Origin of the sequence: Aeromonas sp. S16(2024) (genome assembly GCF_041403065.1) — a bacterium.
In the GTDB taxonomy this organism is placed as follows: Bacteria; Pseudomonadota; Gammaproteobacteria; order Enterobacterales; family Aeromonadaceae; genus Aeromonas.
On record NZ_JBGLQX010000013.1, the window covers coordinates 1 to 13,192 of the forward strand.

Below are 13,192 nucleotides of genomic sequence, written 5' to 3' on the forward strand. Positions count from 1 at the left end.
GGAAGTCGAGAGCCTGTGAGATACGCATAAAAAATCCGAAACCAATCAACAGGTTTCGGATTTTTACACATCAGGAGGATCGGTCAATGGATCCTTAACTGATCGGCATTAAGCCCAGGCTCACCTTTTTGTTTGCTGATGGAAAACGTCCGTCGCGCTCAGTTCACCACGGCCACGTTGATGCTGCCATTGCCCTGGGTCATGCGGACCCGGGCGCCGGGCACGAAGGTGGGGCTGGCCTTTTGCACCACGACGATGGATTCGCCGTTCTCTTTCTTGATCTCGAGCTCGACCCCATCCACCTGGTTGAGCTTGTCACCAGCGGCCTTGCCGGCGGCGGCCCCCGCGATGGCCCCCCCGGCGGCGGCGATGTCGCTGCCGCGACCGCCCCCTATGGTGCTGCCGAGCAGGCCACCGACCACGGCGCCGCCTATGGTGCCGATCAGGGAGTTTTCATCGGCCTGGATCTTCACCGGGCGGGTGGAGATGATGGTGCCGTAGCTGACGGTCTGGACCTGCTTGGCGCGATCCTTGGTGTAGACATCGCCGGAGTAGACATCGCTGTTGGCACAGCCGGTGATGGCGGTGGTGGCGGCCAGCAGGGTAACGAGAGCGATACGTTTCAACATGATGGGCCTCCTGGGCGGGCATCGGGTTAATCGATTTGATGCATTCCACTCTACGCCAACCGGATTGTGCATTAAACCCGCAAAGTGTAACCAATTATGTGACCTGAACGATGGTCAGCCCACGAAACGGGTCAGCTCAGGGTCTTTTCCAGCAGCAGGCGATCCTCCCCGGGGCCGAAATAGCCAGGCTCCTCGGCCAGCAGGGCGTAACCTAGGCGCAAGTAGAGGCGCTGGGCCGGATTGGCCGGATCCACGGTCAGCCTGACTCGTGCCACCTGCCGCTCCGCCAGTGCCTGCTCCACTCGCAGCATCATGCGCTCGGCCAGGCCAAAGCCGCGGGCCTCGGGCCGCACCGCCAGAGAGAGCAGCCAGCCCTGCGATCGATCCTGACCCAGGCCCCCAAGGGCATAACCCAGCAGCCTGCCCTCCAGCTCCGCCACGACCAGCAAGGCGGGCCACAGATCCATGGCCTGACGGAAGAAGAAGGGGGGGTAGACATCCTCCCCGAAGACGTCGGCGTCGATCTGCCAGATGGCGTGCATGTCGGCGTGGGTGGCAATGCGCAAAATGGGGGACGGCTGCATCTGGGCTCCTGTGGTAGCGGCTGCCGGGGGGCAGTCAAAAGAGGGCACAGGGTAGTGGGCCCGTCAGGCTGATGCAAGCGGGTCTGGTTCAGAGGCCGCACAGGGGGATGAACAGATCGCGGTTCCCGGCAGGGGAGAGAGTCCGTTCAGGGGCAAAAAAACAGGGCCCGCAGGCCCTGTTTCATCGACAACCTCGATTGTCTGCAATCAGATGAGGCGGGTCGCCTGCTCCAGCCAGGCGAGATCCTCGCCCTCCAGCAGCGGGCTCAGGCGGCGGTAGACCTCGGCATGGTAGTCGTTGATCCAGCGGAACTCGGCCTGGCTCAGCAGGCTGCGATCGATGAGGCGGGTATCGAACGGTACATAGGTCAGCCGTTCGAAGCCCAGCATCGCCAGCTCGCCCACCTGCTCCAGCTCGGTCACCACCACCAGGTTCTCGCAGCGGATACCAAAGGCATCTTCCCGGTAGTAACCCGGTTCGTTGGAGAGCACCATGCCCGGTTGCAGGGCCACCAGGCTGCCCTTGGGAGCGATGCGCTGCGGGCCTTCGTGCACGCTAAGGAAGTGGCCGACCCCGTGGCCGGTGCCGTGGTCATAGTTGTAACCGGCTTGCCACAGGGGCATGCGGGCCAGCACGTCGAGCTGGATGCCGGCGGTGCCGCGGGGGAAGCGGGCCTGATCCAGGGCGATGTGACCCTGCAGCACCCGGGTAAACATGGCCTTGTGCTCGTCGGTCACCTCGCCCACCTTGAGGGTGCGGGTGATGTCGGTGGTGCCGTCCAGATACTGGGCGCCGGAATCCACCAGGTAGATGCTGTCCTGACCGAAGGGGCGCGGGGTGCCGTTGGTGTGACGGTAGTGGCACATGGCGGCATTGGGGCCCAGCGCCGAGATGGTGTCGAAGCTCGGCTCGACGTAGTGCTCCTGCTCGTGGCGGAAGGCTTCCAGCTGGTCCGCCAGTGTGCCTTCGTCCACCCCTTCAAACTCGCCGGAGGCGATCAGCCGATCCAGCCAGGCCAGGAAGCGGGTGACGGCAACGCCGTCGCGCAGATGGGCGCGCTGCATGCCAGCCAGCTCCACGGCGTTCTTGCACGCCTTGGGCAGCATGGTGGGATCCTGCCCTGCCACCAGGATGGCACCGGCTTCTTCCATGGTGAGCTGGGCCCAGGCGTTGGCGGTGTTGGGGTCGGCCAGCACCTTCTGCTGATCCTCGCCGATCCGCTGCAGCACGTCACCCAGCTTGTCGATGGGGTAGACGGAGACATCCTGCCCCACGTGGCGGCTGAAGGCGATGCAGTCGATCTTGTCGGTGTCGACGAAGAAATCCATGCTGGTATTGGCGTAAAGCACCCCAAAGCCCAGCACCACCGGCAGCCGCTCCACGTCGCGGCCACGCAGATTGAGCAGCCAGTTGATGGGCTCGGCCTGGGTCAGCAGCACCGCATCCAGGCCGCGCTTGCGCAGATCCGCTGCCAGCAGCTCGCGCTTGGCCTGGCTGGACTGGCCCGCCAGCTCCTCGCTGTAGAGGATGACAGGGGTCTTGGTCGGGGCGGGGCGATCGCTCCAGTGCTGATCGATGGGGTTCTCTTCGACCCGAACCAGCGTTATGCCGCGCTCGGCCAGGATCGGCTTGGCGCTCTGGTACCAGGCGAGGCTGTGAAGGCGGGCGTCGAAGCCGACCCGGGCGCCGGACGGCAGTTGCTCTGCCAGCCACTGGACGTGGGGATCTTCGTTCAGGTGAAGAAACTCAAACAGCTCGGCCGGTGCCTGCATGCGGGCCTGCACCGTATAACGACCGTCGACGAACAGGGCCGCCCGCTGCGCCAGTATGATGGCGAGGCCGGCGGAGCCGTTGAAACCCGTGATCCAGTCCAGACGTTCGGCATAGGCGGGAATGTACTCGCCGAGGTGCTCGTCGTCGTGGGGAACGATGAAGGCGTCCAGTTCCAACGTGGCCAGAGTGGCCCTGACCTGGGCGACGCGGGTTTCAATAATCTCGAAATGATTCATGTCGTTATTGCCAGATTGTGATGATGTGAGTGTTCACTGATGGTGGCCGCTTGCCAGGATCTGTCGGATCGACTGGCCTGCCGCCTCGATATGTTGCTTGAGCAGGACCACAGCCTCGTGCTTGCGGCGGGCGCGGCACAGCTCCAGCAGGTGAGCGTGCTCGCGCTCGGCCTTGTCTACGCCACCCTGGGCGAACAGCAGTTCGAAGCGCACGTAGCGATCGCAGCTCAGATTGATCTGGGCGATGAGATCCAGTGCCTGGGGGCGATTGGCGGCCTGATAGAGGGTGGCGTGAAAACTGTGGTTCAACTCGGCCCAGTGCTCGATCTGGGTACCGGACTCCAGCGCCAGATCAAACTGGGCCAGGATGGCTTGCGCCTTGGCGAAGGTCTCCTCCGTCATCAGGTCGACGGCGTGGAACAGGGTATCGGCTTCCAGCAGTGCCCGCAAATAAAAGAGCTCCTCGATGGCCGAAGCGTCCAGCATGGTGACCACGGCGCCGCGGTGGGCCTCGAACTTCACCAGCCCCTGGGCCTCCAGCTGCATCAGGGCTTCGCGCACCGGGATGCGGCTCACCGCCAGCTCCTTGGCGATGGCGTCCTGACGCAGGGGGGCGCCAGCGGCAAACTCCCCACGCAATATCCGGCCACGGAGGTTTTCCATCACCATCTGGGTTCGGGTCTTGTAGGGTGGGGTCATGGTCGGGTCACGATTGGGCGTTACAAAATTGTATATTGTATAAAGTTTGGCTGAATCTACCCCGTCAGGAGTGGCAAGGCAAGGTTTAGGGGCCTGTGGCTGGGCGGCTGGCAGCGTTCGGGGCTGCCATAAAAACAAAAATGCCGGTCAGCGTGGCTGACCGGCATGATGTCACTGATACGAAGCGAGCCTGTTACAGCTGTGGGCCTGCCGCAACCAGGCGTTTGCCTTCGTCGTTGTCGGTGAAGCGCTCGAAGTTCTTGATGAAGCGCTGGGCCAGGTCAACCGCCTTGGCGTCCCACTCGGCCTGGTCGGCATAGGTGTCGCGCGGGTCGAGGATCGCCGGGTTCACATCGTGCAGCTCGGTCGGCACTTCCAGGTTGAAGATAGGCAACACCTTGGTCGGCGCCTGCTCGATGGAGCCATCCAGGATGGCATCTATGATGGCGCGGGTGTCCTTGATGGAGATGCGCTTGCCGGTGCCGTTCCAGCCGGTATTGACCAGATAGGCTTCGGCCCCTGAGGCTTCCATCCGCTTCACCAGCTCCTGACCGTACTTGGTCGGGTGCAGGGAGAGGAAGGCTGCGCCAAAGCAGGAGGAGAAGGTCGGCGTCGGCTCGGTGATGCCGCGCTCGGTACCGGCCAGCTTGGCGGTGAAGCCAGACAGGAAGTGGTACTTGGTCTGCTCCTTGGTCAGCTTGGCGACCGGGGGCAGCACCCCGAAGGCGTCGGCGGTCAGGAAGATCACCTTGTTGGCATGACCCGCCTTGGAGACCGGCTTGACGATGTTCTCGATGTGATAGATGGGGTAGGAGACCCGGGTGTTCTCGGTCTTGGATCCATCATCGAAGTCGATGGTGCCGTCGGCTGCGACCGTCACGTTCTCCAGCAGGGCGTCGCGACGGATGGCGTTGTAGATGTCCGGCTCGGCCTCCTTGGAGAGCTTGATGGTCTTGGCGTAGCAGCCCCCCTCGAAGTTGAACACGCCGTGATCGTCCCAGCCGTGCTCGTCATCGCCGATCAGCTGACGCTTGGGATCGGTGGAGAGGGTGGTCTTGCCGGTACCGGAGAGGCCGAAGAAGATGGCCACGTCCCCATCCTTGCCCACGTTGGCGGAGCAGTGCATGGAGGCGATGCCGCGCAGGGGCAGGAAGTAGTTCATCATGGAGAACATGCCCTTCTTCATCTCGCCACCGTACCAGGTGCCGCCGATGAGCTGCATCTTCTCTGTCATGTTGAAGGCGACGAAGTTCTCGGAGTTGAGACCCTGCTCCTTCCAGTTCGGGTTGGTGCACTTGGCACCGTTCATCACCACGAAGTCCGGCTTGAAGGTTTTCAGCTCTTCCTCGCTCGGGCGGATGAACATGTTCTTCACGAAGTGCGCCTGCCAGGCCACCTCTGTGATGATGCGCACCGCCAGGCGGGTATCCGGGTTGGCACCGCAGAAACCGTCGACCACAAACAGGCGCTTGCCGGAGAGTTGTTTGGTGACCAGCTCTTTCAGATGTGACCACACTTCCGGGGTAATAGCCTTGTTGTCGTTCTTGCCCTGGTCAGACCACCACACGGTATCCTGGGTGGTGCCGTCCTTGACGATATATTTATCTTTTGGGGAACGACCGGTGAAGATGCCGGTGTTGACATTGACGGCGCCGAGTTCGGTAACGACGCCACGTTCGAATCCTTCCAGGTCTGGGCGAGTCTCTTCAGCGAAAAGCTGCTCATAGGAGGGGTTGCGCACGATTTCCTGGCTGTTTTTGATCCCGTATTGGTCCAGTTTCAGTTGTTGTGCCAGGGCGGGTTCTACCACGATAGTCATTATGTTCTCCTGGGTTCAGAGGTGTGTAGGGTTCTATCTGGCGTCCATACTACTACCTAGGTGGTAGTTTTTAGCGATCGCCATCAAACTTTATAAAATAGGGTATTTTTTTGTTATTTAAGTTAAAGGCGGGTTTTGCCCGCCTTTATTTAGTGTAACTGGTTTGCATCATTACCGGGAGCCCCGCTGAACAGGGTTTCGATGTCTACTCCATCAAATTGGTAGTGAGCGCCACAGTAATCGCAGTGCATGTCGATCTTGCCGAGCTCCTGCACCATGGCCACCGCTTCCTCCTTCTCTATCTGCAGCAGAGCCCCTTCGCAGCGAGCGCGGGAGCAGGTGCAGCGGAACTCGATCGCCTGGGGATCGAACACCCGTACCTTGTCCTGATGGTAGAGGCGGTAGAGGATCTCTTCGGCCTCCAGACCGAACAGCTCTTCATCCTTGATGGTGCTGGTGAGCTGGATCAGGTGGTCGAAGTCGGCGCCGTGATCCTCGCTCCGGGCTGGCAGCTCCTGCAGCAATATGCCTGCGGCGCGGGGCTGGCCCTGGTGGTGGCCGGTGCGGATCCAGAGCCGGGTGGCGAGTTGCTCGGACTGGGCGAAGTACTGCTCGAGGCAGGCCGCCAGGGTGTCGGCTTCGAGAGCTATGATGCCCTGATAGCGTTCGCCCTCTTCAGGGGTGATGGTGATCACCAGCTGGCCGTTGCCGATCAGGCTCTGCAGCTTGTCGTCGGTCGGCAGCTCGCCTTCATAGCGTGCCACGCCGCGCAGTTGCTGGTTGTGATCGCCGTTGATCACCGCCAGTCGCACCGGGCCGTCCCCTTGCAGCTGCACAGTGATGGAGCCTTCGAACTTGAGGGTGGCGGTCAGCAGGCTGGTGGCAACCAGCAGTTCACCCAGCAGTTTCTGTACCTGTACCGGGTAGTTCTGGGCATCGACGATGTGACGATAGGTACTATCCAGCTGGACCAGCTCCCCCCGGACTTCGTACTCTTCGAACAGATAGCGATACAGGAGATCTTGGTTACTCATCATGCTTTCCTAGGGTTTTCTGGGGGAAAAGATAAAAACAATGTTAAACAGGTGGTTAGGAACTAATTTCCGCACCTGTCGTCATAAAGGGGCCACAAGGGCGAGTCAGTATTGCTTGACCTTGATTAGCTGGCGTCGCTCCTGCTTGTCGGGGCGGCGCTCCGGGCTTGGGGCGAACTGGCTGTTGAAGCGTCTCGCCTCGCTGTTCTGGGCCCGTTTTTTCAGGCTTTCCTCGGTCTCTTCATAGAGCCGCTGGGCCAGGGGGGCGGCCTTGCGCTGCTCGTTGACCTCGAGCACCCGCACCTCCCGTTCATCCTGGCCCTGCCAGAAACGGACGAGGGCACCGACCTCGACGGCCTTGCCCGGTTTGCTGCGCTGGCCGTTGTAGTGCACCTTGCCGCCGTCGATCTGATCCCGCGCCAGGCTGCGGGTCTTGTAGAAGCGTGCCGCCCACAGCCACTTGTCGAGGCGGACCTGAGTGCTGCTTTGTGCTTGATTCGACATGGATCGGCTCCGGGATGGCTGAAAGGGGAGCCTGATTATACCAGAGGCAGGGCCCGGGATAGAAACAGGGGGAAGCGGGGTGTGACGGAATCTGAATTTTCACAGCTTGATCCCATCCGGTCGGTTGTCTCTGGGTCCATTGCCGTACACAATAGCCAACCGATTTGGATGCCAGAATATTTTGATAAACATGACGCTACCGTTCAGGGATGACTTGTTGAGCTCCCTTCTGGCTCGTTGCAAGTCAGTGCCACTCTCCCGTTTCAGCCAGCCTCTGTTCTGGCTGCTGCTGCTGTTGCTGGCCCAGCAGTGCGCCGTGCTCACCTGGCGTCTGTTCGATCTCACCCAGTCCCCCCGACCCGCGCCCTGGCAGCCTGCGGTCACTCCGGGCCAGGGCGCCGGACCTGCCCGCCTCGATCTCGGCAACCTCAGCCGTCTCTCCCTGTTTGGCAAGGCGCAGCAGCCGCAGGCCGACAAGGTGGCCGAGGCGGCCCTGATCGATGCCCCCAAGACCCAGCTCAGCGCCCAGCTCAACGGGGTGCTGGCCAGTACAGAACCCAGCAAATCCATCGCCATCATCGCCCACAACGGCCTGCAGAACTCCTATGGCATAGGGGATTACATCGACGGCACCCAGGCCAGGATCCGTCAGGTGTTTGCCGACAGGGTCATCATAACCCGGGACGGCCGTGACGAGACCCTGATGCTGGATGGAGAAGAGTACGGCAAGCCGCTGCCCAAGGTGACGCGGCAGGGGGCCGAGCTCTCCTCCGTTCGCAGCGAGTTGATGAGCAATCCTGGCAAGATCACCGATTATCTCAATATTTCTCCGGTCCGGGTGGATGGTCGCATGGTCGGCTATCGCCTCAACCCGGGCAGCAATCCCGAACTGTTCAATCAACTCGGACTGGTCGCCAACGATCTGGCGGTCAGCATCAATGGTCTGGATCTGCGGGACAACGCACAGGCCATGCAGGCGATGCAGCAAGTGGCGGGCGCCACGGAAATGACCGTCACCGTCGAGCGGCAAGGACAGCTCTACGACGTCTATGTCGGCTTGTCAGAATAATGAATTGGAGTAGCACCAAGAATGATAAATAAAGGGAAGGGCTGGCGTCTGGCCACTGTGGCGGCAGCCTTGATGATGGCTGGCTCTGCCTGGGCCACCGAGTATGCCGCCAGTTTCAAGAATGCCGACATCGAAGAGTTCATCAACACGGTCGGCAAGAACCTGAACAAGACCATCATCATAGAGCCCTCGGTGCGCGGCAAGATCAACGTCCGCAGTTACGATCTGCTCAATGAGGATCAGTACTACCAGTTCTTCCTGAGCGTGCTCGACGTCTATGGCTTCGCCGTGGTGCCCATGAACAACAACGTGCTCAAGGTGGTGCGCTCCAAGGATGCCAAGACCTCGGCCATCCCCGTGGTGGATGACAGCAACCCCGGCGTGGGTGACGAGATGGTGACCCGGGTGGTGCCGGTGCGCAACGTCTCGGTCCGTGAACTCGCTCCCCTGCTGCGCCAGCTCAACGACAACGCCGGTGGCGGCAACGTGGTCCATTACGAGCCCTCCAACGTGCTGCTCATCACAGGCCGCGCCGCCGTGGTGAATCGCCTGGTGGAGGTGGTGCGCCGGGTGGATCGCGCAGGCGATCAGGAGATGGACGTCATCAAGCTGAAATTCGCCTCCGCCGGCGAGATGGTGCGGCTGGTGACCAACCTCAACAAGGATGGCAACAACCAGGGGGCCAACGCCTCCCTGCTGCTCTCTCCCAAGGTGGTGGCCGACGAGCGCACCAACTCCGTGGTGATCAGCGGTGAGCCCAAGGCCCGTGCCCGCATCATCCAGATGGTGCGCCAGCTCGACCGGGACCTGCAGAGCCAGGGCAACACCCGGGTCTTCTACCTCAAATATGGCAAGGCCAAGGATCTGGTGGATGTGCTCAAGGGGGTCAGCTCCAGCATAGCGGCCGACAAGAAGGGCGGCGCGGCCACCACAGCCACCGGCGGTGGCGCCAGCATAGGCGGCGGCCAGCTCGCCATCTCCGCCGACGAGACCACCAATGCCCTGGTGATCACCGCCCAGCCGGACGTCATGGCCGAGCTGGAGCAGGTCATCGCCAAGCTCGACATCCGCCGCGCCCAGGTGCTGGTGGAGGCGATCATCGTCGAGATCCAGGATGGCGACGGCCTCAACCTCGGGGTGCAGTGGGGCAACGCCAATGGCGGCGGCACCCAGTTCGCCAATACCGGTCTGCCCATAGGGCCGGCCATCATCGCGGGCAAGGATTACAAGGACAACGGCAACACCGACGGGCTTGAGAACCTGCTCGGTGATTTCAGTGGCATGGCGGCCGGTTTCTACAAGGGGGACTGGGCCATGCTGGTGACGGCGCTCTCCACCAACACCAAGAACGACATCCTCTCGACCCCGAGCATAGTCACCATGGACAACAAGGAAGCCTCCTTCAACGTCGGCCAGGAAGTGCCGGTGCAGAGCGGCTCCCAGAGCTCCACCACCAGCGACCAGGTGTTCAACACCATAGAGCGCAAGACGGTGGGCACCAAGCTGGTGGTGACGCCCCAGATCAACGAAGGGGATTCGGTGCTGCTCAACATAGAGCAGGAGGTCTCCAGCGTGGCCCAGACCCAGGCGACGGGTACCGCCAACCTGGGCCCCACCTTCGATACCCGTACCGTCAAGAACGCCGTGCTGGTCAAGAGTGGCGAGACCGTAGTGCTGGGCGGCCTGATGGACGAGCAGACCAAGGAGCAGATCTCCAAGGTGCCAATATTGGGGGATATCCCTGTGCTGGGCTACCTGTTCCGCTCCACCTCCAACACCACAGCCAAGCGCAACCTGATGGTCTTTATCCGGCCGACCATATTGCGTGATGCCAACGTCTATTCCGGGGTCTCCAGCAACAAGTACACCCTGTTCCGTGCCGAACAGTTGAACCTGGCGGCCGAGGAGGGCTATGCCACCTCGCCGACCCGTCAGGTGCTGCCGGCCTACGGTCAGGATGTGATGCTCTCCCCCGAGGTGCAGCAGCAGATCGAGCGGATGAAGGCCCAGCAGCAATCCACCGCCACCGGGGCCAAAACCCAGGTGCAGGTGCAGGTGCAGGGGCAACCCTTCGTGCAGAGCAAGCCCTGATGGCCGCCTACCAGCTCGATGGCAGCGAGCTGCCGGCCCCCTTGCCGGAACTGCCGTTTGCCTTCGCCCGCAACTTCGGGGCCATCCTGACCGAGCGTCAGGGCGCCCCCGTGCTGCTCTGTCGTCAGGGGGTCGCGCCGCAGACTTTGCTGGAAGTGCGCCGGGTGGCGGGGTGCGCCTTCGCGGTGGAGCAGCTTGGTCATGACGAGTTCGAGACGCTGTTGATGGCCCACTACCAGCGCGACTCCTCCGAGGCGCGCCAGCTGATGGAGGATCTCGGCAACGAGATGGACTTCTTCGCCCTGGCCGAAGAGCTGCCCCAGAGCGAGGATCTGCTGGACGCCGACGACGACGCCCCCATCATCCGCCTCATCAACGCCATGCTGAGCGAGGCGATCAAGGAGGAGGCGTCCGACATCCATATCGAGACCTTCGAGCGGGCCCTGGTCATCCGCTTCCGCATCGATGGGGTGCTGCGAGAGATACTGCGCCCCCATCGCAAGCTCGCCTCTTTGCTGGTGTCGCGCATCAAGGTCATGTCCCGCATGGACATCGCCGAGAAGCGGGTGCCCCAGGATGGCCGCATCTCACTGCGCATCGGCGGCCGCGCCGTCGACGTGCGGGTCTCCACCATGCCGTCCAGCTACGGCGAGCGGGTGGTGCTGCGACTGCTCGACAAGAACAACGTGCGCCTCGAGCTCAAGCAGCTCGGCATGACGCTGGCCAATCGCAACATCATCAGCGAGCTTATCCGCAAGCCCCACGGCATCATACTGGTGACGGGCCCGACCGGTTCGGGCAAGTCCACCACCCTCTATGCGGCGCTCTCCGAGATCAACTCTCGGGATCGCAACATCCTCACGGTGGAAGACCCCATCGAATATGACCTGGAAGGGGTGGGCCAGACCCAGGTCAACACCAAGGTGGACATGACCTTCGCCCGGGGCCTGCGCGCCATACTGCGTCAGGATCCGGACGTGGTGATGGTGGGGGAAATTCGTGACCTCGAGACCGCCCAGATCGCGGTGCAGGCGTCCCTCACCGGTCACCTGGTGATGTCGACCCTGCACACCAACACCGCCATCGGCGCCATCACCCGGATGCGGGACATGGGGATAGAGCCCTTCCTGCTCTCCTCGTCCCTGCTGGCGGTGCTGGCCCAGCGGCTGGTGCGCACCCTCTGCCCCGATTGCCGTGCCCCGCACCCCATCTCGGAGCAGGAGCGGATCGCCATGGGGCTGGATCTTCCGCCGGATCAGCAGATGTGGCGCCCGGTGGGCTGCGAGCAGTGCAACCACACCGGCTATCGCGGCCGGACCGGCATCCACGAGCTGGTGGTGATCGACGAGGCGGTGCGCGAGGCGATCCACAGCGCCAGCGGCGAGCTGGCCATCGAGCGCCTGATCCGGGGCCATACCCCCAGCATACGCCGCGACGGCATCGACAAGGTGCTCCAGGGGCAGACCAGCCTCGAAGAGGTGCTGCGCGTGACCCGGGAAGACTAGGATGGCTGCGTTCGAATACAAGGCCCTCGACCCCAGGGGCAGACAGAAGTCCGGGGTGATGGAGGGGGACTCCGCCCGTCAGGTGCGCCAGCTGCTGCGCGAGCAGGGGCTGACCCCCCTCGAGGTAAACGAGACCACCGAGAAGGCGAAGCGGGAGGCCAACCGCTTCGTGCTGTTTCGCCGTGGCGCCTCCACCTCGGAGCTGGCCCTCATCACCCGTCAGCTGGCGACCCTGGTGGGCGCAGGGCTGACTATCGAAGAGGCCCTCAAGGCGGTGGCCGAGCAGTGCGAGAAGGCCCACCTGCGCAGCCTGGTGGCCACGGTGCGCAGCAAAGTCGTAGAAGGTTACTCGTTGGCCGATTCGCTGGGGGCCTTCCCCCATGTGTTCGATCAGCTGTTTCGCTCCATGGTGGCGGCCGGTGAGAAGTCCGGTCACCTGGAGAAGGTGCTCAACCGCCTCGCCGACTACACCGAGCAGCGCCAGCACATGCGCACCAAGCTGCTGCAGGCGATGATCTACCCCATAGTCCTCACCCTGGTGGCGGTGGGCGTCATCTCCATACTGCTCACCGCAGTGGTGCCCAAGGTGGTGGCCCAGTTCGAACACATGGGCCAGCAACTGCCCGCCACCACCCGCTTCCTCATCGGTACCAGCGAGCTGATGCAGCACTACGGCCTCTGGTTCCTAGTGCTGCTGTTTCTGGGGGGCTTTGTCTGGCGCTGGTGGCTCACGGATGCCGGACGGCGCCGCCACTGGCATCAGGTGGTTCTGCGCCTGCCTGTCATCGGCAGGGTCAGTCGCGGCCTCAACACCGCCCGCTTCGCCCGCACCTTAAGCATCCTCAACGCCAGCGCGGTGCCGCTGCTGGAGGGAATGAAGATCTCGGGGGAGGTGCTCTCCAACGACTTTGCCCGCCACCGCATCGGCGAGGCCACCGAGCGGGTGCGGGAGGGGACCAGCCTGCGCAAGGCGCTGGATGAAACCAAGATTTTCCCGCCCATGATGCTGCACATGATCGCCTCCGGCGAGCAGAGCGGCGAGCTCGACAGCATGCTGGAGCGGGCGGCGGACAACCAGGACAGGGAGTTCGAAACCCAGGTGAACATCGCCCTCGGGGTGTTCGAGCCCATGCTGGTGGTCTCCATGGCCGGGGTGGTGTTGTTTATCGTGATGTCGATCCTGCAGCCGATCCTCGAGCTCAACAATATGGTGAATTTATAAGGTTCGGGTGTCTGGATAGGCTTCGT

The 13,192-nt window shown here is 62.5% G+C and carries 11 protein-coding genes; 4 read left to right on the top strand and 7 right to left on the bottom strand.

What is annotated here, in order from left to right:
• Positions 1–158: 158 nt before the first annotated feature.
• The 7 genes from ACB030_RS11280 to hslR form a co-directional block, all read right to left on the bottom strand.
• Positions 159–629 carry a glycine zipper 2TM domain-containing protein gene (locus tag ACB030_RS11280; RefSeq protein ID WP_139433935.1) on the bottom strand — a complete coding sequence of 157 codons (471 nt, stop codon included), beginning with the start codon at positions 627–629 and terminating at the stop codon, positions 159–161.
• A gap of 131 nt (positions 630–760) precedes the next feature.
• Entirely contained in the window at positions 761–1,213 is a 453-nt protein-coding gene (locus ACB030_RS11285; RefSeq protein WP_371159797.1) for a GNAT family N-acetyltransferase, read from the bottom strand.
• A 207-nt stretch (positions 1,214–1,420) separates the two neighbouring features.
• Positions 1,421–3,223: an aminopeptidase P family protein gene (locus ACB030_RS11290; protein ID WP_371159800.1), complete on the bottom strand. Its 1,803-nt coding sequence runs from the start codon at positions 3,221–3,223 to the stop codon at positions 1,421–1,423.
• Between the two features lie 33 nt (positions 3,224–3,256).
• Positions 3,257–3,922 carry a GntR family transcriptional regulator gene (locus ACB030_RS11295; RefSeq protein WP_205642509.1) on the bottom strand — a complete coding sequence of 222 codons (666 nt, stop codon included), beginning with the start codon at positions 3,920–3,922 and terminating at the stop codon, positions 3,257–3,259.
• Between the two features lie 193 nt (positions 3,923–4,115).
• Positions 4,116–5,741: a phosphoenolpyruvate carboxykinase (ATP) gene (gene pckA / locus ACB030_RS11300; RefSeq protein ID WP_205642508.1), complete on the bottom strand. Its 1,626-nt coding sequence runs from the start codon at positions 5,739–5,741 to the stop codon at positions 4,116–4,118.
• A 149-nt stretch (positions 5,742–5,890) separates the two neighbouring features.
• Positions 5,891–6,775: an Hsp33 family molecular chaperone HslO gene (gene hslO / locus ACB030_RS11305; protein WP_371159803.1), complete on the bottom strand. Its 885-nt coding sequence runs from the start codon at positions 6,773–6,775 to the stop codon at positions 5,891–5,893.
• 105 nt (positions 6,776–6,880) lie between these two features.
• Positions 6,881–7,279, bottom strand: a complete 399-nt coding sequence (gene hslR, locus ACB030_RS11310; RefSeq protein ID WP_371159805.1) for a ribosome-associated heat shock protein Hsp15 — start codon at positions 7,277–7,279, stop codon at positions 6,881–6,883.
• Positions 7,280–7,496: 217 nt separating this feature from the next.
• Between hslR and exeC the strand changes: the two genes are divergently transcribed.
• Genes exeC through exeF form a run of 4 tightly spaced genes read left to right on the top strand, consistent with a single transcriptional unit; the run spans position 7,497 to position 13,166 of the window.
• Complete coding sequence (gene exeC, locus ACB030_RS11315) at positions 7,497–8,348, top strand: GspC family type II secretion system variant ExeC (protein ID WP_371159807.1); 852 nt, start codon at positions 7,497–7,499, stop codon at positions 8,346–8,348.
• A 21-nt stretch (positions 8,349–8,369) separates the two neighbouring features.
• Positions 8,370–10,439 (top strand): GspD family T2SS secretin variant ExeD, encoded by a 2,070-nt coding sequence (exeD, locus tag ACB030_RS11320; RefSeq protein ID WP_371159809.1) that lies wholly within the window; start codon positions 8,370–8,372, stop codon positions 10,437–10,439.
• Positions 10,439–11,944, top strand: coding sequence for a GspE family T2SS ATPase variant ExeE (gene exeE / locus ACB030_RS11325; protein WP_371159811.1), 1,506 nt, complete (start codon positions 10,439–10,441; stop codon positions 11,942–11,944). The genes exeD and exeE overlap by 1 nt, the downstream gene beginning before the upstream one ends.
• 1 nt (position 11,945) lies before the next feature.
• Positions 11,946–13,166 (top strand): GspF family T2SS innner membrane protein variant ExeF, encoded by a 1,221-nt coding sequence (exeF, locus tag ACB030_RS11330; protein ID WP_371159813.1) that lies wholly within the window; start codon positions 11,946–11,948, stop codon positions 13,164–13,166.
• Positions 13,167–13,192 lie beyond the last annotated feature (26 nt).